16 protein-coding genes are annotated in these 22,098 nt (G+C 55.0%); 13 read left to right on the top strand and 3 right to left on the bottom strand.

The features are described 5' to 3' along the window. Positions 1–18: 18 nt before the first annotated feature. The 3 genes from thiB to thiQ are packed head-to-tail and all read left to right on the top strand — an operon-like array spanning position 19 to position 3,270. Positions 19–1,002, top strand: coding sequence for a thiamine ABC transporter substrate binding subunit (gene thiB / locus ACS603_RS08720; RefSeq protein ID WP_474944111.1), 984 nt, complete (start codon positions 19–21; stop codon positions 1,000–1,002). After that, positions 978–2,588 carry a thiamine/thiamine pyrophosphate ABC transporter permease ThiP gene (thiP, locus tag ACS603_RS08715; protein ID WP_474944110.1) on the top strand — a complete coding sequence of 537 codons (1,611 nt, stop codon included), beginning with the start codon at positions 978–980 and terminating at the stop codon, positions 2,586–2,588. Before thiB ends, thiP begins: the two co-directional genes overlap by 25 nt. Then, on the top strand, positions 2,572–3,270 hold the full coding sequence (gene thiQ, locus ACS603_RS08710; protein ID WP_182059559.1) for a thiamine ABC transporter ATP-binding protein ThiQ: 699 nt from the start codon (positions 2,572–2,574) through the stop codon (positions 3,268–3,270). The genes thiP and thiQ overlap by 17 nt, the downstream gene beginning before the upstream one ends. Positions 3,271–3,298: 28 nt before the next feature. Here thiQ and ACS603_RS08705 read toward each other — a convergent pair whose 3' ends face one another. Both ACS603_RS08705 and araC read right to left on the bottom strand, forming a co-directional pair. Then, on the bottom strand, positions 3,299–4,066 hold the full coding sequence (locus tag ACS603_RS08705) for a DedA family protein (RefSeq protein ID WP_474944109.1): 768 nt from the start codon (positions 4,064–4,066) through the stop codon (positions 3,299–3,301). Between the two features lie 128 nt (positions 4,067–4,194). Beyond that, positions 4,195–5,040, bottom strand: coding sequence for an arabinose operon transcriptional regulator AraC (gene araC, locus ACS603_RS08700; protein ID WP_182059557.1), 846 nt, complete (start codon positions 5,038–5,040; stop codon positions 4,195–4,197). A gap of 336 nt (positions 5,041–5,376) precedes the next feature. Here araC and araB point away from each other — a divergent pair, with 336 nt between their 5' ends. The 6 genes from araB (at position 5,377) to rluA (ending at position 15,485) form a co-directional block, all read left to right on the top strand. Continuing rightward, positions 5,377–7,086: a ribulokinase gene (araB, locus tag ACS603_RS08695; RefSeq protein WP_474944108.1), complete on the top strand. Its 1,710-nt coding sequence runs from the start codon at positions 5,377–5,379 to the stop codon at positions 7,084–7,086. Positions 7,087–7,096: 10 nt separating this feature from the next. Beyond that, the gene (gene araA, locus ACS603_RS08690; RefSeq protein ID WP_315687905.1) at positions 7,097–8,599 is read left to right on the top strand and encodes an L-arabinose isomerase; all 1,503 of its coding nucleotides are present in this window, start codon (positions 7,097–7,099) and stop codon (positions 8,597–8,599) included. Positions 8,600–8,651: 52 nt separating this feature from the next. Beyond that, complete coding sequence (gene araD, locus ACS603_RS08685) at positions 8,652–9,347, top strand: L-ribulose-5-phosphate 4-epimerase (protein WP_182059554.1); 696 nt, start codon at positions 8,652–8,654, stop codon at positions 9,345–9,347. 74 nt (positions 9,348–9,421) lie between these two features. Then, on the top strand, positions 9,422–11,779 hold the full coding sequence (gene polB / locus ACS603_RS08680; protein WP_474944107.1) for a DNA polymerase II: 2,358 nt from the start codon (positions 9,422–9,424) through the stop codon (positions 11,777–11,779). Positions 11,780–11,906: 127 nt separating this feature from the next. Beyond that, positions 11,907–14,813, top strand: coding sequence for an RNA polymerase-associated protein RapA (rapA, locus tag ACS603_RS08675; RefSeq protein WP_182059552.1), 2,907 nt, complete (start codon positions 11,907–11,909; stop codon positions 14,811–14,813). 12 nt (positions 14,814–14,825) lie between these two features. Then, positions 14,826–15,485, top strand: a complete 660-nt coding sequence (gene rluA / locus ACS603_RS08670) for a bifunctional tRNA pseudouridine(32) synthase/23S rRNA pseudouridine(746) synthase RluA (protein ID WP_014068869.1) — start codon at positions 14,826–14,828, stop codon at positions 15,483–15,485. A gap of 30 nt (positions 15,486–15,515) precedes the next feature. Here rluA and djlA read toward each other — a convergent pair whose 3' ends face one another. Beyond that, positions 15,516–16,337: a co-chaperone DjlA gene (gene djlA / locus ACS603_RS08665; protein ID WP_182059551.1), complete on the bottom strand. Its 822-nt coding sequence runs from the start codon at positions 16,335–16,337 to the stop codon at positions 15,516–15,518. Between the two features lie 239 nt (positions 16,338–16,576). On the opposite strand from djlA, the gene lptD reads away from it, so the two are divergent. Genes lptD through rsmA form a run of 4 tightly spaced genes read left to right on the top strand, consistent with a single transcriptional unit; the run spans position 16,577 to position 22,096 of the window. Next, positions 16,577–18,952: an LPS assembly protein LptD gene (gene lptD / locus ACS603_RS08660; protein WP_474944106.1), complete on the top strand. Its 2,376-nt coding sequence runs from the start codon at positions 16,577–16,579 to the stop codon at positions 18,950–18,952. Positions 18,953–19,005: 53 nt separating this feature from the next. Beyond that, complete coding sequence (surA, locus tag ACS603_RS08655; protein WP_474944105.1) at positions 19,006–20,292, top strand: peptidylprolyl isomerase SurA; 1,287 nt, start codon at positions 19,006–19,008, stop codon at positions 20,290–20,292. Continuing rightward, positions 20,292–21,278 (top strand): 4-hydroxythreonine-4-phosphate dehydrogenase PdxA, encoded by a 987-nt coding sequence (pdxA, locus tag ACS603_RS08650; protein ID WP_315687901.1) that lies wholly within the window; start codon positions 20,292–20,294, stop codon positions 21,276–21,278. Before surA ends, pdxA begins: the two co-directional genes overlap by 1 nt. Next, positions 21,275–22,096: a 16S rRNA (adenine(1518)-N(6)/adenine(1519)-N(6))-dimethyltransferase RsmA gene (gene rsmA, locus ACS603_RS08645; RefSeq protein ID WP_166717860.1), complete on the top strand. Its 822-nt coding sequence runs from the start codon at positions 21,275–21,277 to the stop codon at positions 22,094–22,096. Before pdxA ends, rsmA begins: the two co-directional genes overlap by 4 nt. The last annotated feature ends 2 nt before the right edge of the window (positions 22,097–22,098 follow it).

Raw genomic sequence — 22,098 nt, 5'->3', positions numbered from 1 at the left:
TCAACTATGAGGTGCAAAGTGTTAAAAAAAGTTCTTCCTCTGCTGGTGCTGATTGCACTGCCTGCTGCTGCTAAGCCTGTTCTGACAGTCTACACCTACGACTCTTTCTCGGCCGACTGGGGCCCGGGCCCGGTGGTAAAAAAAGCCTTTGAAGCCGACTGTAACTGCGAGCTGAAATTTGTCGCGCTGGAAGATGGCGTTTCGCTGCTTAACCGTCTGCGCATGGAAGGGAAAAACAGCAAAGCCGACGTGGTGCTTGGCCTTGATAACAACCTGCTGGACGCTGCCACACAAACTAAGCTGTTTGCCAAAAGCGGCGTGTCAACCGATGCCGTCAGCGTGCCTGGCGGCTGGAAAAACGACATCTTCGTTCCCTTTGATTACGGCTACTTTGCCTTTGTTTATGACAAAAACAAGCTGAAGAACCCGCCCAAAAGCCTGAAAGAGCTGGTTGAAAGCGATCAGAAATGGCGCGTGATTTACGAAGACCCGCGTACCAGTACCCCGGGTCTTGGCCTGCTGCTGTGGATGCAAAAAGTCTATGGCGATAAAGCGCCGGAAGCCTGGCAGAAGCTGGCTGCGAAAACCGTCACCGTCACGAAGGGCTGGAGTGAAGCCTATGGTCTGTTCCTGAAAGGGGAAAGCGACCTGGTGCTGAGCTACACCACTTCTCCGGCTTACCACATTATTGCCGAGAAGAAAGACAACTACGCGGCTGCAAACTTTGCAGAAGGCCACTACTTGCAGGTTGAAGTGGCTGCACGTACCGCCGCCAGCAAGCAGCCGGAGCTGGCAGAGAAGTTCCTGAAATTTATGGTTTCTCCTGCGTTCCAGAATGCTATCCCGACGGGCAACTGGATGTATCCGGTCACCAGCGTTGCGCTGCCGGCAGGCTTTGATCAGCTTTCTAAACCGCAAACCTCACTGGAGTTTACGCCGCAGCAGGTGGCTGCACAGCGCACAGCATGGGTAAGCGAATGGCAACGCGCCGTCAGCCGTTAATTGCAGGCTGGTTACTCCCCGGACTGCTCGCCGCCATCCTGATGGTTGCGGTAAGTCTGGGGGCATTTCTTGCGTTATGGTTAAACGCGCCAGAGAGCGATCTGCTCTCTCTCTGGCACGATAGCTATCTCTGGCACGTCATTCGTTTCTCTTTCTGGCAGGCGTTTCTCTCGGCGCTGCTGTCGGTTATTCCTGCCATTTTTCTGGCGCGAGCACTTTACCGAAGACGATTTCCTGGCAGACAGGCATTGTTGCGCCTGTGCGCCATGACGCTGATCCTGCCCGTGCTGGTTGCCGTTTTCGGTATTCTCAGCGTCTATGGCCGTCAGGGCTGGCTGGCCTCGCTCTTTACCCTGCTTGGCCTGGAGTGGACCTTCTCCCCTTATGGATTGAAAGGCATTCTGCTGGCGCACATTTTTTTCAACATGCCGATGGCCACGCGGCTCTTTTTACAGGCGCTGGAGAACATCCCCGGCGAACAGCGTCAGCTTGCTGCCCAGCTGGATATGCGCGGATGGTCGTTCTTCCGTTTCGTCGAATGGCCCTGGCTGCGTCGGCAAATTCCACCGGTCGCCGCCCTGATCTTTATGCTCTGCTTTGCCAGCTTCGCAACCGTGCTCTCGCTTGGCGGTGGCCCGCAGGCCACAACGATTGAGCTGGCTATCTATCAGGCCCTGAGCTACGACTACGATCCGGGGCGCGCGGCGCTACTGGCGATCGTACAGATGTTCTGCTGCCTGGTGCTGGTATTACTGAGCCAGCGTCTGAGTAAAGCCATCCCGCCTGGGGCGAATCAGATTTCAGGCTGGCGCGACCCGCAGGATAGCCTGCACAGCCGCCTCACCGATTTCGCACTCATTGCGCTGGCGCTCTTACTTCTGCTGCCGCCGCTTCTGGCGGTGGTGGTGGATGGCCTGAACCTGAATATCCTGTCCGTATTACGACAGCCCGTGCTCTGGCAGGTGACCTTTACCTCATTACGAATAGCGCTGGCGGCAGGGCTGCTGTGCGTTATCCTGACCATGATGTTGCTCTGGAGTAGCCGCGAGCTTTATGCCCGCCAGGCCCGTAAAGCCGGACAAGCCCTGGAACTGACCGGTATGCTGATTCTGGCGATGCCCGGTATTGTGCTGGCTACAGGTTTCTTTTTACTCTTCAACACCACCGTTGGCCTGCCCGCAAGCGCAGACGGCATTGTGATTTTCACCAACGCGCTGATGGCTATCCCCTACGCACTCAAAGTGCTGGAAAACCCCATGCGCGATATCAACAGTCGCTACAGTTTGTTGTGTCAGTCACTGGGAATGCAGGGCTGGCAGCGTCTGAAGGCCGTAGAACTCCGCGCACTGAAGCGTCCGCTGGCGCAGGCATTAGCCTTCGCCAGCGTATTGTCGATTGGTGATTTTGGCGTTGTGGCGTTATTTGGTAATGATGATTTCCGCACGCTACCGTTCTGGCTGTATCAGCAAATTGGCTCATATCGCAGTCAGGATGGCGCCGTGACGGCACTGTTACTTCTGCTGCTGTGCTTTGCCTTATTTACCGTTATCGAAAAACTCCCGGGGCGAGATGTTAAAACTGATTGATGTCACCTGGCTTTACCAGCATCTGCCAATGCGCTTCACCCTTTCCGCGCGTCAGGGTGAGATGATTGCCGTTCTTGGCCCAAGCGGAGCCGGAAAGAGTACGTTGCTTAATCTGGTTGCCGGTTTTCTGCAACCGGCAAGCGGGTCGATTCTCATTGAAGGTCAGGATCATACCTACACGCCGCCGGCACGACGCCCGGTGTCGATGTTGTTTCAGGAAAACAACCTGTTTACCCATCTGACGGTGTGGCAAAACATCGCGCTGGGGATGAACCCGGGGCTGAAACTCAACGCTGCACAGCGTCAGAAGCTGGACACCATTGCCGTGCAGATGGGCTTAACAGCATTTATCGACAGGCTGCCGGGCGAGCTGTCTGGCGGCCAGCGCCAGCGCGTTGCCCTGGCCCGTTGCCTGGTACGCGAACAGCCGGTGTTGCTGCTTGATGAACCGTTTTCGGCACTCGACCCGGCGCTGCGTCAGGAGATGCTCACCCTGGTGCAGGACGTCTGCAAACACCAGCAGCTCACCATGCTGATGGTTTCTCACAGCATCGAAGATGCCGCGCGCATTGCGCCGCGATCGGTGGTGATCGCGGAGGGACGTATTATGTGGGATGGCGAAACAGAAGCCCTGGTAAACGGAAAAGTCACCGCTTCAGAACTACTGGGAATAAAACCGTAGGCCGGGCAAACGCAGTGCCGCCCGGCAGTTAGCGGCTCACCACTTTCAGTAATATTTCCGCATAGACCGGCATCAGCGGATGGCGAATCAGTGCGACCAGCGCCACAACCGCAATGCCGAGCATCAGGGGAGACAGCCAGATTAACCGCTGGCGAGGAAGGTAGTGCGTCAAACGATCCACACCCGCTTTACCACTGCGCCACAGGCGCCAGCACAGCCAGACCGCCAGCCACAGCAGCAGCGCCGTTGCCAGCAACAGCCATTTGAATTGCCCGCTTTGCATATCAGCAGGAATATCAATCGCCGCGCCGGCCAGGATCCCCGGCAGGAAGTAAAACGGCGGCCAGAACACGCAGCCGATAATATTCGGCACCACGAATTTGGTCACGGGCAGATCCAGCATCCCGGCCACCATAGGCACTATCGGACGGGTTGGCCCGACAAAACGCCCGACCAGGATGGTGAACATACTGTGCTGATGCAGCGCCTGCTCGGTCTTATCCAGCAGCGCTTTATTCTTTTTCATGAACGACCAGCGATGCAGCGGCTTCTTAAAGCGCCAGCCCAGCCAGAAAGAGATCCAGTCCCCGAGCAAGCACCCCACAATCCCGGCCAGCCATGCCTGCCAGAAGTTGACCTCACCGCTACCGATTAACGCACCAAGCCCCGCCATCATCACGGTGCCAGGTAAAATCAGCCCGACAAGCGCCAGCGATTCCAGGAACGCCACCAGCGCAACGGCGATGAGCGAATACATAACGGACTGGGTAATAAAATGTTCCAGCAATGCCTGCATAACTATTCCGGTCAGAAAACGAAGCAGGGATTTTGCAAAGAGCCCCTCACCACGTCAAGACAACAATTGTCTGAATAGTTTACTGGCAGTCATCAAACTTCACCTGAACGTTTATCTTATTTTACGTTTCATTCACATCCGGCACGGAATTCACTCGGGCTTGCCCCGGTACATTTTTTAAAGACGCGCGAGAAATAGAGCTGATCTTCAAAGCCCACATTGCGCCCTACGGTGGCAATAGGCATCCGGGTTGTACTGAGCAACAGTTTAGCCTGACTGATACGTTGATCTTCGCGCCAGCTCAGCACGCTCACCCCAAGCTGCTGGCGGAACAGGTGTGATAATCGGGACGGCGACAGGCACACGTGTTGAGCAACGCTGGCAATATCAAACTGGCTGTCTGCAAGGTGATCGCTGATGTACTGACAGGCATCGCGTACGCGATTATCAAGTGGCGGGTTAAGCGATTCATTAATCGCTTCCATGCGTCGTAACAGCACCTGTTCCAGCAGGTTAATGGCCAGGAGTTCGGCGTAGCGCCCTCCGGCCTGCCCCGCATCAATAATCTGCGCAAACAGTTCCCGGAATAAGGACTGATGGACATCATCCGGGCGATAGAAACCGGTATGGGCAAAAATGGCAGGCCATGAGAGCCACTCCTGCCAGTACGCCCGCGGGCGGAAGTAAACCCACTGGTGATACCACTCTTTCGCATCAGGGTGACGTCCGTAGTGGTGGATCTCCCCCGGCGGGAACAACAGCATATCGCCAGGGCGGCAGATAAACTGCTGATCGTTATTTTTAATCACCCCTTCCCCCCGCACGGTGAGGTTCAAAATAAATCCTTTCATCCCCAGCGGTCGGTCAACGTAAAAATCGAGATAACCCTCGGCCTCGATAGGGGTCAGTCCCGCTACCAGATGGGCGTTAAACGAGTAGCCCGGCAGTAAGGGGTCGCTTTGCGTTTCGGCCATAGATTCAGTACTCCCAACGGTCTTTAAGGAAACCAATTGTCCATATCGATAAAAGCAGTATAAAAACGGCCCGTGAAAAGATCCAAAAAGCATCACACTTCTTTTACGTCCGCCCAATTTCAGCTTTTGCCCCTGATTTTTCCGTCGTCACGTGCGGATAAGCAGTAACAAAAGTGTCTATAAGTGCGGCAGAAATGTCCACATTGAATATTTGCACAGCGTCACACTTTCAATCGCAACAGCAATTTAGTCCATAAGATTAGCGGATCCTGCCTGACGATTTTTCCCCTCAATCTCTAATGTTCTTTCATACCTGTTTTTTGATGGAGCAACACCATGGCAATTGCGATTGGCCTCGATTTTGGCAGCGACTCGGTTCGTGCACTGGCAGTGGACTGTACGACTGGCCAGGAAATAGCAACCAGCGTTGAGTGGTACCCGCGCTGGCAAGAGGGGCGCTACTGCGATGCGCCAAACAACCAGTTCCGTCACCATCCACGTGACTACATCGAATCAATGGAAGCGGCGATCAAAACCGTGCTGGCCGAGCTGAGCGATGCTCAGCGCGCGCAAATTGTCGGTATTGGCGTCGACAGCACTGGCTCAACGCCAGCCCCGGTGGATGCTGAAGGCCGCGTACTGGCGCTGCGTCCTGAATTTGCCGACAACCCGAATGCCATGTTTGTGCTGTGGAAAGACCATACCGCCGTCGAAGAAGCCGAAGCCATCACCCGTCTGTGCCATCAGTCAGGTAAAACCGACTACTCGCGCTATATCGGCGGAATTTATTCGAGCGAATGGTTCTGGGCGAAGATTTTACACGTGACGCGTGCTGACCGTGCTGTCGCACAGGCTGCAGTGTCATGGATTGAGCTGTGTGATTGGGTTCCTGCCCTTCTGTCTGGCACAACGCGCCCGCAGGATATTCGCCGTGGCCGCTGTAGCGCCGGGCATAAATCACTGTGGCACGAAAGCTGGGGTGGCCTGCCGCCAGCGGCGTTCTTTGATGAACTCGATCCGGTCATCAACCAGAACCTGAAATACCCGTTGTTTACCGACACCTATACCGCCGATATCCCGGTGGGCACCCTCAGTGAAGAGTGGGCGAAGCGCCTGGGTCTGCCGCAAAACGTGGCAATTTCCGGCGGCGCATTTGACTGCCATATGGGCGCCGTGGGTGCAGGTGCGCAACCGAACACGCTGGTGAAAGTCATCGGCACATCGACCTGCGATATCCTGACTGCGGATAAAGCCAGCGTAGGCGATCGCGCAGTGAAAGGCATCTGCGGCCAGGTTGACGGCAGCGTAGTGCCTGATTTCATCGGCCTGGAGGCCGGTCAGTCTGCATTTGGAGATATCTACGCCTGGTTTGGTCGCGTGCTCGGCTGGCCACTGGATCAACTGGCTGCCACACACCCGGAACTGAAAGCACAGATTGCCGAAAGCAAAAAGCAACTGCTGCCACAACTCACCGACGCCTGGGCGAAAAATCCGTCCCTTGATCACCTTCCGGTGGTGCTCGACTGGTTTAACGGCCGCCGTACGCCGTTTGCCAACCAGCGCCTGAAAGGGGTGATTACCGATCTCAACCTGGCCACCGATGCCCCTGCTCTGTTTGGCGGCCTGATTGCGGCAACCGCTTTCGGTGCGCGCGCCATTATGGAATGTTTCACCGAGCAAGGTATCGACGTTAACAACGTGATGGCGCTGGGCGGTATTGCCCGTAAAAACCCGGTGATCATGCAGGCCTGCTGTGATGTCTTAAACCGTCCGCTGCAAATTGTGGCGTCCGATCAGTGCTGTGCCCTCGGCGCTGCGATTTTCGCCGCCGTGGCCGCAGGGGTTCACGCCGATATCCCGACTGCCCAGCAACATATGGCCAGCGCCGTCGAAAACACACTTCAACCGCGCGCCCAGCAGGCTCAACGCTTTGAACAACTTTATCAGCGCTACCAACAATGGGCGAAAAGCGCCGAACTCCACTATCTCCCTGTCGCCGCCCCGGCCAAACACACCGCGGACACTACGGCAACCCTGACACATTAAGGACACGATAATGACCATTTTTAATAATTATGAAGTGTGGTTTGTCATTGGCAGCCAGCATCTTTATGGGCCGGAAGCGCTGCAACAGGTAACGAAACACGCAGAACACGTGGTTAACGCGATGAACGCAGAGGCCAAACTGCCCTGCAAACTGGTGCTGAAACCACTGGGCACCACGCCAGATGAAATTACCAACATCTGCCGCGATGCAAACTACGACGACAAATGTGCCGGGATGGTGGTGTGGCTGCATACCTTCTCGCCAGCCAAAATGTGGATCAACGGCCTGGCTATCCTCAACAAACCACTGTTGCAGTTCCATACCCAGTACAACGCTTCCCTGCCGTGGGACAGCATTGATATGGACTTTATGAACCTGAACCAGACCGCACATGGCGGCCGCGAGTTCGGCTTCATTGGCGCGCGTATGCGCCAGCAACACGCGGTGGTAACCGGTCACTGGCAGGATCAGCACGCGCAAAAACGTATCGGCTCCTGGATGCGCCAGGCAGTCTCTAAACAAGATACCCGTCACCTGAAAGTGGTGCGTTTTGGCGACAACATGCGTGAAGTGGCCGTCACTGATGGTGATAAAGTCGCCGCACAGATCAAGTTTGGCTTCTCCGTGAATACCTGGGCGGTGGGTGACCTGGTGCAGGTTGTCAACGGAATCAGCGATGGCGACGTGAGCGCGCTGGTTGATGAATACGAAAGCAGCTATCGCCTGACGGCGGCAGCGCAAATCCACGGCGACAAACGCCAGAACGTGCTGGATGCAGCGCGCATTGAACTGGGGATGAAACGCTTCCTGGAACAAGGCGGCTTCCATGCCTTCACCACCACATTTGAAGATCTTCACGGCCTGAAACAACTGCCAGGTCTGGCTGTACAACGCCTGATGCAGCAGGGCTACGGCTTTGCTGGCGAAGGCGACTGGAAAACCGCCGCCCTGCTTCGCATCATGAAAGTGATGTCAACCGGTCTGCAGGGCGGCACCTCCTTTATGGAGGACTACACCTACCACTTCGAGAACGGCAACGATCTGGTGCTCGGCTCTCACATGCTGGAAGTGTGTCCTTCGATCGCCGTTGATGAGAAACCGATCCTCGACGTTCAGTACCTCGGCATCGGTGGCAAAGCCGATCCAGCACGCCTGATCTTCAACACCCGCACCGGTCCGGCCATTAACGCCAGCCTGATCGACCTGGGCGATCGTTTCCGTCTGCTGGTGAACTGCGTGGATGCCGTCGAAACACCACACTCGCTGCCAAAACTCCCGGTCGCCAACGCACTGTGGAAAGCACAGCCGGATCTGCCAACGGCGTCAGAGGCCTGGATCGTTGCCGGTGGTGCGCACCATACCGTGTTCAGCCATGCGCTGGATCTGAATGACATGCGCCAGTTCGCTGAACTGCACGACATCGAACTGACCGTTATCGATAACGACACCCGCCTGCCAGCGTTCAAAGACGCGCTGCGCTGGAACGAAGTGTATTACGGTTCAAAACGTTAACAGGGGAACCTTTGGCCTGCCGCAGGGCAGGCCTCTTTTCCTGGAGGATTGCATGTTAGAAGAACTCAAACGTCAGGTACTTGAAGCCAACCTGGCGCTGCCGAAACATAATCTTGTCACCCTGACCTGGGGTAACGTCAGCGCCGTTGACCGTGATAAAGGCGTGTTTGTTATCAAACCTTCCGGCGTTGATTACAGCGTGATGACGGCAGAGGATATGGTGGTGGTCAGTATTGCCACCGGTGAAGTGGTTGAAGGGAAGAAAAAGCCCTCTTCCGACACACCAACCCACCGCCTGTTGTACCAGTCATTCCCGACTATTGGCGGTATTGTGCACACCCATTCACGCCACGCCACTATCTGGGCACAGGCGGGTCAGTCCATCCCGGCAACCGGCACAACGCACGCAGATTACTTTTACGGTGCCATTCCCTGCACCCGGTTAATGACCGATGCAGAAATTAATGGTGAGTATGAGTGGGAAACCGGCAACGTTATCGTTGAAACCTTCGAAAAACAGGGAATCGATGCGGCACAGATGCCCGGCGTGCTAGTGCACTCCCACGGCCCGTTTGCCTGGGGCAAAAACGCCGAAGACGCGGTACATAACGCTATCGTTCTGGAAGAAGTCGCCTACATGGGGATCTTCTGTCGCCAGCTGGCACCGCAGTTGCCGGATATGCAGCAAACCCTGCTGGATAAACATTACCTGCGTAAGCACGGCGCGAAAGCCTATTACGGCCAATAAACTGTATATATACCCAGCACAAAACACGCAACCAGGCTATACTCACGCCTGGTTTTGTTTTATGGGATATCGGCGTGGCGCAGGCGCAAGAAGGCTTTTTACTGACCCGACACTGGCGGGATACACCTCAGGGGACGGAAGTTGAGTTCTGGCTGGCGACGGATAACGGCCCGCTGAACGTCACGCTGCCGCCGCAAGAGTCCGTAGCCTTTATCCCCGAACCCCACGTTGAAAAAGCCAGGCAACTGCTGCGAGGCGAAAACGGCTGGCGTCTCACCCCACTTGAACTCAAAGATTTCCACCGTCAGCCGGTTTACGGCCTTTATTGCCGCGCCCATCGTCAGCTGATGCGCTATGAAAAATTGCTGCGCGAGGCCGGTGTTACGCTATATGAAGCTGACGTTCGCCCGCCCGAACGCTTTCTGATGGAACGCTTTATTACCGCGCCGGTCTGGGTCGATGGCGCCCTGCAAGGCGACAGGCTGGTAAACGCCCGCCTGAAACCCAACCCGCACTATCGCCCGCCGCTCAAATGGGTGTCGCTGGATATCGAAACCACTCGTCATGGCGAACTGTACTGCATCGGCCTTGAAGGCTGCGGGCAGCGGGTTGTCTATATGCTCGGGCCGCCAAATGGCGATGCCTCCGCGCTGGATTTTCAGCTTGAGTACGTTAACAGCCGCCCTCAGCTGCTGGAAAAACTGAATCAGTGGTTTGCCGAGCACGACCCCGATGTGCTGATCGGCTGGAACGTGGTGCAGTTTGACCTGCGGGTGTTGCAAAAACACGCCGAACGCTACCGAACTCCGCTGATGCTGGGGCGTGGCAACACTGAAATCGAATGGCGCGAACATGGTTTTAAAAACGGCGTATTCTTCGCCCAGGCCAACGGACGCCTGATTATCGACGGCATCGAAGCCCTGAAATCCGCCTTCTGGAATTTCTCCTCTTTCTCGCTGGAATCGGTGGCGCAGGAGCTGCTCGGTGAAGGTAAATCCATCGATAACCCGTGGGACAGGATGGACGAGATTGACCGGCGCTTTAACGAAAACAAACCGGCGCTCGCCACCTACAACCTGAAAGATTGTAAGCTGGTCACGCAGATTTTCCACAAAACGGAGATCATGCCTTTCCTGCTGGAGCGCGCCACGGTGAACGGTCTGGCCGTCGACCGGCACGGCGGTTCGGTTGCGGCGTTTGGTCACCTCTATTTTCCCCGGATGCACCGGGCGGGCTATGTTGCGCCAAACCTCGGAGAGATCCCCCCACAGGCAAGCCCTGGCGGCTATGTGATGGATTCCCGACCGGGACTATACGACTCGGTGCTGGTGCTGGACTATAAAAGCCTGTACCCGTCCATTATCCGCACGTTTCTTATCGATCCTGTGGGGCTGGTCGAGGGCATGGCGCAACCGGATGAAGTGCACAGTACTGAAGGCTTTCTCGGAGCGCATTTCTCACGCGAGAACCACTGTCTGCCGGACATTGTGGGGCAAATCTGGCACGGGCGCGACGAGGCCAAACGCCATGGCAACAAACCCCTTTCCCAGGCGCTAAAAATCATCATGAATGCCTTTTATGGCGTACTGGGCACCAGCGCCTGCCGCTTCTTTGATCCCCGCCTGGCGTCGTCTATCACCATGCGCGGGCACGAAATTATGCGTCAGACCAAAGCGCTGATTGAATCCCGGGGGTATGACGTCATCTATGGCGATACTGACTCCACCTTCGTGTGGCTAAAAGGGGCACACTCAGAGGACGATGCCTCGCAGATTGGCAACGCGCTGGTCGCTTTCGTAAACGACTGGTGGCAAACCCATTTGCAAAAAGAGCGGTTAACCAGCGCGCTAGAGCTGGAATTTGAAACCCATTTCAGCCGTTTTTTGATGCCGACCATTCGCGGTACCGACCAGGGCAGCAAGAAGCGTTATGCGGGGTTGATCCAGGAAGGTGAAAAACAGCGCATGGTGTTTAAAGGGCTGGAGACAGTACGCACCGACTGGACGCCACTGGCGCAACAGTTCCAGCAAACGCTCTATCTGCGGGTGTTTCGCAATGAGCCCTATCAGGACTATGTGCGAGAAACGATAGCCCGTCTGATGGCCGGCGAGCTGGATGACCAGTTGGTGTATCGCAAGCGCCTGCGCCGCCCGCTGGCGGAGTATCAGCGTAACGTGCCGCCACATGTTCGTGCGGCGCGTCTGGCCGACGAAGAAAACGTCCGCCGCGGGCGTGCTCAGCAATATCAAAATCGGGGAACCATTAAATATGTCTGGACCACCAGCGGCCCTGAACCCGTGGATTATCAGCAATCGCCTCTTGACTACGACCATTACCTGACTCGTCAGCTTCAACCCGTTGCGGAAGGAATTTTGCCCTTTATCGACGACGATTTTGCTACACTAGTGACAGGGCAACTTGGCCTATTTTGACGCGTGACGAAATCGCTGCCATCCAGTACCATAGCGCCCTTTCCATTCCCGGACCCATTTTTCGATGACTGTCTTTTTGACGGTGGTCGAACTATTGCCTGCAATTAAAGATTAGAGCCGAACACATATGCCTTTTACACTTGGTCAACGCTGGATAAGCGATACAGAAAGCGAACTTGGATTGGGAACCGTGGTTGCAATAGATCCACGCATGGTCACCCTCCTCTTCCCTGCAACTGGTGAAAACCGCCTGTACGCTCGCAATGACTCCCCTGTTACCCGCGTGATGTTTAATCCGGGCGACACCGTTACCAGCCACGATGGCTGGCAGCTGAAGGTTGAAGACGTAAAAGAAGAGAATGGACTGCTCGCCTACATTGGCACCCGTCTGGACACTGACGAAGCCAATGTCATCCTGCGCGAAGTGCTGCTCGACAGCAAACTGGTCTTCAGTAAGCCACAAGACCGCCTGTTCGCCGGGCAAATCGACCGCATGGATCGCTTTTCACTGCGCTATCGCGCCCGTAAGTTCCAGAGTGAACAATACCGGATGCCGTGGAGCGGCCTGCGTGGCCAGCGCACCAGTCTTATCCCGCACCAGCTGAATATCGCCCATGACGTAGGTCGTCGTCATGCGCCGCGCGTACTGCTGGCAGATGAAGTCGGTCTGGGTAAAACCATTGAAGCCGGGATGATCCTGCATCAACAGCTGCTCTCTGGCGCAGCCGAGCGCGTGCTGATCGTCGTTCCTGAAACGCTGCAGCATCAGTGGCTGGTTGAGATGCTGCGCCGCTTTAACCTGCGTTTCTCGCTGTTCGACGACGAGCGCTATGCTGAAGCCCAGCATGATGCTGATAACCCGTTTGAAACTGAGCAACTGGTGATTTGCTCGCTGGACTTCGTGCGCCGCAGCAAGCAACGCCTTGAGCACCTGTGTGATGCCGAATGGGATCTGATGGTGGTCGATGAAGCGCACCACCTGGTCTGGAGCGAAGATGCACCAAGCCGTGAATATATGGCGATTGAACAGCTCGCCGAGCGCGTGCCTGGCGTGCTGCTGCTGACCGCAACGCCGGAACAGCTGGGCCTTGAAAGCCACTTTGCCCGTCTGCGTCTGCTCGATCCAAACCGTTTCCACGATTTCGAGCAGTTCGTTGAAGAACAGAAAAACTATCGCCCGGTCGCCGATGCCGTGGCGTTGCTGTTGGCTGGTAAACACCTTTCTAACGACGAGCTGAACACGCTGAGCGACCTGATTGGCGAGCAGGATATCGAACCACTGTTACAGGCCGCGAATAGCGACAGCGACAATGCCGGGTCGGCGCGTCAGGAATTGATCGACATGCTGATGGACCGCCACGGCACCAGCCGCGTGCTGTTCCGTAACACCCGTAACGGTGTGAAAGGGTTCCCGAAACGCGAACTGCATACCATCAAGCTGCCGCTGCCAACCCAGTACCAGACGGCTATCAAAGTGTCCGGAATTATGGGCGCGCGTAAAACTGCGGAAGAGCGCGCACGCGACATGCTCTACCCAGAACAGATCTACCAGGAATTTGAAGGCGATACCGGCACATGGTGGAACTTCGACCCGCGCGTTGAGTGGCTGATGGGGTATTTGACTGCGCACCGTTCGCAAAAGGTTCTGGTTATTTGCGCCAAAGCGGCAACCGCGCTCCAGCTGGAGCAAGTGCTGCGCGAGCGCGAAGGGATCCGGGCTGCGGTATTCCACGAAGGCATGTCCATCGTTGAGCGTGACCGTGCGGCAGCCTGGTTTGGCGAAGAGGACAGTGGCGCGCAGGTTCTGCTGTGTTCCGAAATCGGTTCTGAAGGCCGTAACTTCCAGTTCGCCAGCAGCCTGGTGATGTTCGATCTGCCGTTCAACCCGGATCTGCTGGAGCAGCGTATTGGCCGTCTGGATCGTATCGGCCAGGCGCACGATATTCAGATCCACGTCCCTTATCTGGAAAAAACCGCGCAGTCCGTACTGGTGCAGTGGTTCCACGAAGGTCTGGATGCCTTCGAGCATACCTGCCCGACGGGTCGTACCATTTACGATCAGGTTCATACCGATTTGATCGGTTATCTGGCCGCGCCAGAAGTGACGGAAGGTTTTGACGATCTGATCAAATCCTGCCGTGAAAAACATGACGCCCTGAAAGCCCAGCTGGAACAAGGCCGCGACCGTCTGCTGGAGATCCACTCCAACGGCGGCGAGAAAGCACAGGCTCTCGCTGAGAGTATCGAAGAGCAGGATGACGACACCAGCCTGATCAGCTTCTCCATGAACCTGTTCGACATCGTTGGGATCAACCAGGACGATCGCGGTGAGAACATGATCGTCCTGACGCCGTCCGATCACATGCTGGTCCCTGATTTCCCGGGTCTGCCGGAAGATGGCTGCACCATCACCTTTGAGCGTGATGTTGCCCTGTCCCGCGAAGATGCGCAGTTCATTACCTGGGAACACCCGCTTATCCGCAATGGTCTGGATCTGATCCTCTCTGGCGATACCGGCAGCAGCACTATTTCCTTGTTGAAAAACAAGGCGCTGCCAGTGGGTACACTGCTGGTAGAGCTTATCTACGTTGTTGAAGCGCAGGCGCCAAAACAGCTTCAGCTCACCCGCTTCCTGCCGCCAACGCCTGTGCGTCTGCTGCTGGACAAAAACGGCACCAACCTGGCCGCACAGGTCGAGTTCGAGAGCTTTAACCGCCAGTTGAGTGCAGTGAACCGCCATACCGGCAGCAAGCTGGTTAATGCGGTGCAGCAGGACGTGCACAGCATTCTGCAACTGGGTGAAAGCCAGATAGAGAAAGCGGCCAGAACGCTGATTGATGCTGCGCGCAGCGAAGCTGACGAAAAGCTGTCTGCTGAACTTTCCCGTCTGGAAGCACTGAAAGCGGTGAACCCAAACATCCGTGACGATGAACTTGCAGCGATTGAAAGCAACCGCCAGCAGGTCATGGAAAGCCTGGATCAGGCGAGCTGGCGTCTGGATGCCCTGCGTCTCATCGTTGTGACGCATCAGTAAACGGAGCGCAAAATGGTAATGGAGCCCTACAATCCACCAACGGAGCCCTGGCTGGTCATTCTGTATCAGGATGAACACATCATGGTGGTCAACAAGCCAAGCGGCTTGTTGTCCGTGCCGGGCCGTCTTGATGAGCACAAAGACAGCGTAATGACGCGTATCCAGCGTGATTATCCGCAGGCTGAGTCCGTACATCGTCTGGACATGGCAACCAGCGGCGTGATTGTGGTGGCGCTTAACAAGGAAGCGGAGCGCGAGTTAAAACGACAGTTCCGCGAGCGCGAGCCGAAAAAGCAGTACGTGGCGCGCGTCTGGGGTCACCCGGCGCAGGAAGAAGGACTGGTTGATTTACCGCTGATTTGCGACTGGCCGAACCGGCCAAAACAGAAAGTGTGTTATGAAACCGGCAAAGCCGCGCAAACCGAGTACGAAGTGCTGGAGTACGCGCCGGATAATACCGCGCGCGTCTTGTTAAAGCCGATTACCGGGCGCTCTCACCAGTTGCGCGTGCATATGCTCGCCATGGGACATCCGATTCTGGGTGACCGATTCTACGCGCCGCCAGAAGCGCTGGCGATGGCTCCACGTCTGCAACTCCATGCCCAGACGCTGACCATTACCCATCCGGTTTTCGGCAATGCCATGACGTTTAAAGCTCCGGTAGACTTCTAAAAAAATGGCCCGACACTGTCGGGCCATTTTTTATTTAAATCCTTTCTGCTCTTTAATGAGCTCGTACGCCTTCTGGATTTCCTGTGCTTTTTGCTTTGCCATCTCCATCATCTCTGGCGGCAGGCCTTTGGCGACCAGTTTATCCGGGTGGTGCTCACTCATCAGCTTGCGATACGCGCGTTTAATGGTCGTCGCGTCGTCCGTAGATTTCACGCCCAGCACGTTGCAGGCATCTTCAAGCGTTGGGCCGCGCTGCGCCTGTTGCCAGCCACCACCACCCGCGGACTGTTGCTGCTGATACCCCCCGCCAAACTGCGCACCACCCTGCATCATGCGCAGGAACTGGTCGAACTGAACGCGGGAAATCCCCAACTCTTCCGCAATGACATAAAGAACGTCACGCTCATTAGGATGCAGGGAGCCGTCAGCGAAGGCCGCCTGGATCTGGATCTCCAGAAACATCCGAATTAAATCAAAACGCCCGAAACAGATGCTGCGGAACTGACGCATTTTTTCGCGTAGCGGATAGTTGTCCGCCTTACCGACGCGAAACGCGTTTTGCGCCGCCAGGCGAGACTCACCGTGCAGACTCATGCGGTCCATAAACACGCTGGCTATCTGGATATCCGCTTCTGTCACACGCCCTTTTGATTTGGTTAAGTGACCCATAACCTCAAACGTGGTGGAGAAAAAGAGTGACTGGCGCTCGCGCTGGTTAGCAAACCAGGCCATTTTGCGGCTGCGCGCCTTATCAAACATATGACCAATAATGAGGCCGAGAACGATACCCCAGAACCCTGCGCCCATCATTATTGCGAACGCAACGCCGATTATTTTACCCCAATACTGCATATACTCCCCGAATAGTCATGTTCCTGGTTTGACGTAACTCCATCATTACAGTGGTCGAGCCACGGTCAATTGAGGGACATCGCCTATAATTTGCATTATCATACTCGTCATTCGATAGCGAGCCTAACACTCTGGCGCGCAAACGGGCAGGATTAACGCTGGTACTGCGCTGATGAGTAAGATAGTCTCTGAGCGTTTGTAAGCCGTAGCCACTGATGACGGAACAATAAATACAACGTATGAAAAAACGTATCCCCACCCTCCTGGCCACAATGATTGGCACCGCCCTGTATAGCCACCAGGGGCTGGCCGCCGATCTCGCCTCGCAGTGTATGCTTGGCGTCCCAAGTTATAATCGCCCACTGGTGAAGGGCGATACGAATAGCTTGCCGGTAACCATTACTGCCGACAGCTCAAAAGGTACTTACCCCGACAATGCCACGTTTACGGGCAATGTGGATATTAACCAGGGTAACAGCCGTTTGCAGGCAGATGAAGTGCAATTGCATCAGAAGCAGCCAGAAGGTGCGGCAGAGCCCGTACGTACGGTGGATGCACTGGGTAATGTGCACTACGACGACAATCAGGTCATCCTGAAAGGTCCGAAAGCCTGGTCAAACCTGAATACCAAAGATACTAACGTCTGGGAAGGTGACTACCAGATGGTAGGACGTCAGGGGCGTGGTGACGCAGACCTGATGAAACAGCGCGGCGAAAACCGCTACACCATTCTGGAAAACGGGTCCTTTACCTCGTGTCTGCCAGGTTCAAACACCTGGAGCGTTGTGGGCAGTGAAGTTATCCACGACCGCGAAGAGCAGGTTGCAGAGATCTGGAACGCACGTTTCAAACTCGGCCCGGTTCCTGTTTTCTATAGCCCATATCTGCAATTACCGGTTGGCGACAAACGCCGTTCAGGCTTCCTGATCCCGAATGCCAAATACAGCACCACGAACTACTTTGAGTTCTACCTGCCGTATTACTGGAACATTGCGCCAAACATGGACGCCACGATCACTCCGCACTATATCCACAAGCGCGGTAACATTCAGTGGCAGAACGAATTCCGTTATCTGACCCAGGCAGGCACAGGCCTGATGGAGTTTGATTACCTGCCGTCGGATAATGTCTACAAAGACGACAGTGTCAAAAACCCGTCGGGTGACGATCGCCACCGCTGGTTGTTCTACTGGCGTCATGCCGGGGTGATGGATCAGGTCTGGCGTTTCAACGTTGATTATACCAAGGTCAGCGACTCTTATTATTTCAACGACTTCGATTCCAAGTACGGTTCAAGTACCGATGGCTACGCAACGCAGAAATTCAGTGCGGGTTATGCCATTGAGAACTTCAACGCCACCGTATCGACTAAACAGTTCCAGGTATTCTCGAACCAGACAAACAGCACCTACGGCGCAGAGCCGCAGCTTGATGTTAACTGGTACCAGAACGACGTTGGGCCTTTCGATACCCACGTTTACGCCCAGGCTGTGCATTTCGTGAATACCAGTTCCAATATGCCGGAAGCCACGCGTGTTCACTTAGAGCCGACAGTCAGCCTGCCGTGGTCCAACGACTGGGCGAGCCTGAACACCGAAGCCAAGCTGATGGCGACCCACTATCAGCAGAAAAATATTGATGATTACAACACGAGCAATGGTACGCATCTTGAAGAGTCAGTAAACCGTACGCTGCCGCAATTCAAGATGGACGGTAAACTCATCTTCGAACGCGATATGAACCTGACGGAGGGTTACACCCAGACCCTCGAGCCGCGTATGCAGTATCTGTACGTGCCATATCGTGACCAAAGTAACATCAACAACTATGACTCCTCGCTGCTGCAATCTGACTACAGCGGCCTGTTCCGTGACCGTACCTATGGTGGTCTTGACCGTATCGCTTCGGCTAACCAGCTCACCACGGGTGTGACAACGCGTGTATATGATGACGCAGCAGTTGAACGTTTTAACGTTTCTGTTGGTCAAATCTACTATTTCACCGAGTCACGTACAGGAGATGCGCAAAACATTCAGTGGGAGAATAATGACAAAACTGGTTCTGTCGTCTGGGCTGGTGATACTTACTGGCGTATGACTGACCGCTGGGGCCTGCGCGGTGGTGTGCAGTATGATACCCGTCTGGATAATATCGCCAACAGTACTGCCACTATCGAGTACCGTCGTGATGAAGACCGACTGATTCAGCTGAACTATCGTTATGCCAGTCCTGAGTACATTCAGGCGACACTGCCGAAAAACAGCAGTGATACGACCTGGACTAAACCTCAGTATAAAGACGGTATTTCGCAGGTGGGTGCAGTCGCAAGCTGGCCTATCGCCGACCGCTGGTCTATTGTCGGGGCGTACTACTTCGATACCAATGCGAATAAAGCAGCAGACCAGATGTTAGGGCTGCAATACAACTCCTGCTGTTACGCACTGCGTGTCGGTTACGAACGCAAACTTAACGGTTGGGATACCAAAAATAATCAAAGCGAATACGATAACGTGTTTGGCTTCAATATCGAGTTGCGCGGCCTGAGCTCTAACTATGGCCTCGGCACACAGCAGATGCTGCGCTCGAACATTCTGCCGTACCGTACTTCTTTGTAATGTGCTTGATTTACCACGTAATCCGCTATGCGGTTAATTGAAATGGAAAAAGTATGAAGAACTGGAAAACGCTGCTGCTCGGTATCGCTATGGTTGCGAATACCAGCTTCGCAGCCCCCCAGGTTGTCGATAAAGTCGCTGCTGTGGTTAACAACGGCGTCGTGCTTGAAAGTGACGTTGACGGTTTGATGAAATCTGTGAAACTCAACTCGGGTGAAGCAGGTCAGCAGCTTCCTGATGATGCCACGCTGCGCCACCAGATCCTGGAACGTCTGATCATGGATCAGATTATCGTACAGATGGGTCAGAAAATGGGCGTGAAGATCACTGACGAGCAGCTCGATCAGGCGATTGCGAACATTGCTAAGCAGAACAACATGTCCATGGATCAGATGCGCAGTCGTCTGGCCTACGATGGTATTAACTACCCAACTTACCGTAACCAGATCCGCAAAGAGATGCTGATTTCGGAAGTGCGTAACAACGAAGTTCGCCGCCGCGTTACCATCCTGCCTCAGGAAGTGGATGCCCTGGCGAAGCAGGTTGGTAATCAGAACGATGCCAGCACCGAGCTGAACCTGAGCCACATCCTGATCCCACTGCCAGAAAACCCAACTTCCGATCAGGCAGCTGAAGCGGAAAGCCAGGCGCGTTCTATCGTTGAACAGGCACGTAACGGCGGTGATTTCGGTAAACTGGCGATCACTTATTCTGCCGACCAGCAGGCGCTGAAAGGCGGCCAGATGGGTTGGGGGCGTATTCAGGAACTGCCATCTATCTTTGCTCAGGCGCTGAGCACGGCGAAGAAAGGCGATATCATCGGTCCAATCCGTTCAGGTGTGGGTTTCCACATCCTGAAAGTTAACGATCTGCGTGGCCAGAGCCAGAGCCTTTCCGTAACGGAAGTGCACGCGCGCCATATTCTCCTGAAACCGTCACCGATCATGACCGACGATCAGGCTCGCGCAAAACTGGAACAAATCGCAGCAGATATTAAGAGCGGTAAAACCTCGTTTGCTAACGCGGCGAAAGAGTTCTCCCAGGATCCTGGCTCTGCTAACCAGGGCGGCGATCTTGGCTGGGCGGCTGCGGATATCTACGATCCTGCGTTCCGCGATGCGCTGATGAAGCTCAGCAAAGGCCAGATGAGCGCCCCTGTGCATTCATCCTTTGGCTGGCACCTGATCGAACTGCTGGATACCCGCAACGTGGATAAAACCGATGCGGCGCAGAAAGACAAAGCTTACCGTATGCTGTTTAACCGCAAATTCTCTGAAGAAGCGGCAACCTGGATGCAGGAACAACGCGCCAGCGCTTACGTGAAAATACTGAGCAACTAATGAAACAACATCGTGTTGTTATCACTCCCGGCGAACCCGCCGGGATTGGTCCCGACCTCGTCGTCCAGTTGGCTCAACGCAGTTGGCCGGTTGAACTGGTCGTCTGTGCTGATGCAACACTGTTACAAGACCGGGCAACATTGCTCGGTCTGCCTTTAACTCTGCTCCCCTACGTTGAAGGCCAACAGCCAGCACCGCAACAAGCCGGTACCTTAACCCTTCTTTCTGTTCCCCTTCGTACACCCGTTACCCCAGGCCAGCTCAGCACTGAAAACGGCCACTATGTTGTCGAGACGCTGGCACGTGCCTGTGATGGCTGCATGAAGGGTGAATTTGCCGCATTAATCACCGGCCCCGTGCACAAGGGTGTTATCAACGAAGCAGGTATTCCTTTTACCGGGCATACCGAGTTCTTCGAAGAGCGCTCGCACAGCTCAAAAGTGGTTATGATGCTGGCAACCGAAGAGATGCGGGTTGCACTGGTGACAACGCATCTGCCCATCAAGGCTATCCCTGACGCCATTACCCCTGAACTCTTACGCGAGATCATCGGGATTTTGCATCATGACCTGCAAACGAAATTTGGGATCAAACAGCCACACGTCCTGGTTTGCGGGCTAAATCCACATGCCGGAGAAGGTGGGCATATGGGCACGGAAGAGATAGACACTATCATTCCTGTGCTCGAAGAAATGCGTGCAAAAGGGATGAATCTTAGCGGGCCGTTGCCTGCGGATACCCTTTTTCAGCCCAAATACCTGGATAATGCCGATGCCGTGCTCGCGATGTACCACGATCAGGGCTTGCCCGTGCTAAAATACCAGGGCTTTGGCCGTGGCGTGAATATCACCCTCGGTTTACCCTTTATTCGAACGTCCGTTGACCACGGTACTGCGCTGGATCTGGCAGGCCAGGGAAAAGCGGATGTCGGCAGTTTTATTACGGCGCTTAATCTCGCCATCAAAATGATTGTTAATACTCAATGACTAATCGAGTCCATCAGGGCCACTTAGCCCGTAAACGCTTCGGGCAAAACTTTCTCAACGATCAGTTTGTGATCGAAAGTATCGTTTCTGCCATTAATCCGCAGAAAGGCCAGGCTATGGTCGAAATCGGCCCGGGCCTTGCCGCACTGACCGAACCAGTAGGCGAGCGTCTTGACGAACTGACCGTTATCGAACTTGACCGCGACCTGGCGGCACGTCTGCAAACGCACCCGTTCCTGGGGCCAAAGCTGACCATTTATCAGCAAGATGCCATGACCATGAACTTTGGCGAGCTGTCAGAAAAAATGGGGCAGCCGCTGCGCGTGTTTGGTAACCTGCCTTACAACATCTCTACGCCGTTGATGTTCCACCTGTTTAGCTATACTGATGCCATTGCCGACATGCACTTCATGTTGCAAAAAGAGGTTGTGAATCGTCTGGTTGCGGGGCCGAACAGTAAAGCGTATGGTCGTTTAAGCGTAATGGCACAATATTTCTGCAACGTGATCCCGGTGCTCGAAGTACCGCCATCCGCCTTTACGCCACCGCCGAAAGTGGATTCAGCAGTTGTACGCCTTGTCCCGCATAAAGTGAAACCGTATCCGGTCAAAGAGTTGCGCGTGCTGAGCCGTATTACCACTGAAGCTTTTAACCAGCGCCGTAAAACGATCCGTAACAGCCTGAGCAACTCGTTTAGCGTTGAGGTGTTAGCTGAGCTAGGGATCGACCCGGCAATGCGTGCGGAGAACATCTCCGTAGAGCAGTATTGCAAGCTGGCTAATTACATCAGCGAAAATGCCCCGCCGAAGGAGAGTTAAGC

It is taken from the genome of Enterobacter sp. Li2LvB3 (genome assembly GCF_056156645.1).
Note: the sequence above shows the minus strand (reverse complement) of the source record. Positions and strands in the feature narration are given on the sequence as shown.

Excerpts from the sequence above, each read along its gene's own strand:
- thiQ (WP_182059559.1), top strand. The coding sequence starts at position 2,572 with ATGTTAAAACTGATTGATGTCACCTGGCTTTACCAGCATCTGCCAATG.
- rluA (WP_014068869.1), top strand. The coding sequence starts at position 14,826 with ATGGTAATGGAGCCCTACAATCCACCAACGGAGCCCTGGCTGGTCATT.
- rapA (WP_182059552.1), top strand. The coding sequence starts at position 11,907 with ATGCCTTTTACACTTGGTCAACGCTGGATAAGCGATACAGAAAGCGAA.
- pdxA (WP_315687901.1), top strand. The coding sequence starts at position 20,292 with ATGAAACAACATCGTGTTGTTATCACTCCCGGCGAACCCGCCGGGATT.
- rsmA (WP_166717860.1), top strand. The coding sequence starts at position 21,275 with ATGACTAATCGAGTCCATCAGGGCCACTTAGCCCGTAAACGCTTCGGG.
- lptD (WP_474944106.1), top strand. The coding sequence starts at position 16,577 with ATGAAAAAACGTATCCCCACCCTCCTGGCCACAATGATTGGCACCGCC.
- araB (WP_474944108.1), top strand. The coding sequence starts at position 5,377 with ATGGCAATTGCGATTGGCCTCGATTTTGGCAGCGACTCGGTTCGTGCA.
- surA (WP_474944105.1), top strand. The coding sequence starts at position 19,006 with ATGAAGAACTGGAAAACGCTGCTGCTCGGTATCGCTATGGTTGCGAAT.
- araC (WP_182059557.1), bottom strand. The coding sequence starts at position 5,040 with ATGGCCGAAACGCAAAGCGACCCCTTACTGCCGGGCTACTCGTTTAAC.
- djlA (WP_182059551.1), bottom strand. The coding sequence starts at position 16,337 with ATGCAGTATTGGGGTAAAATAATCGGCGTTGCGTTCGCAATAATGATG.
- araD (WP_182059554.1), top strand. The coding sequence starts at position 8,652 with ATGTTAGAAGAACTCAAACGTCAGGTACTTGAAGCCAACCTGGCGCTG.
- ACS603_RS08705 (WP_474944109.1), bottom strand. The coding sequence starts at position 4,066 with ATGCAGGCATTGCTGGAACATTTTATTACCCAGTCCGTTATGTATTCG.
- araA (WP_315687905.1), top strand. The coding sequence starts at position 7,097 with ATGACCATTTTTAATAATTATGAAGTGTGGTTTGTCATTGGCAGCCAG.
- thiP (WP_474944110.1), top strand. The coding sequence starts at position 978 with ATGGCAACGCGCCGTCAGCCGTTAATTGCAGGCTGGTTACTCCCCGGA.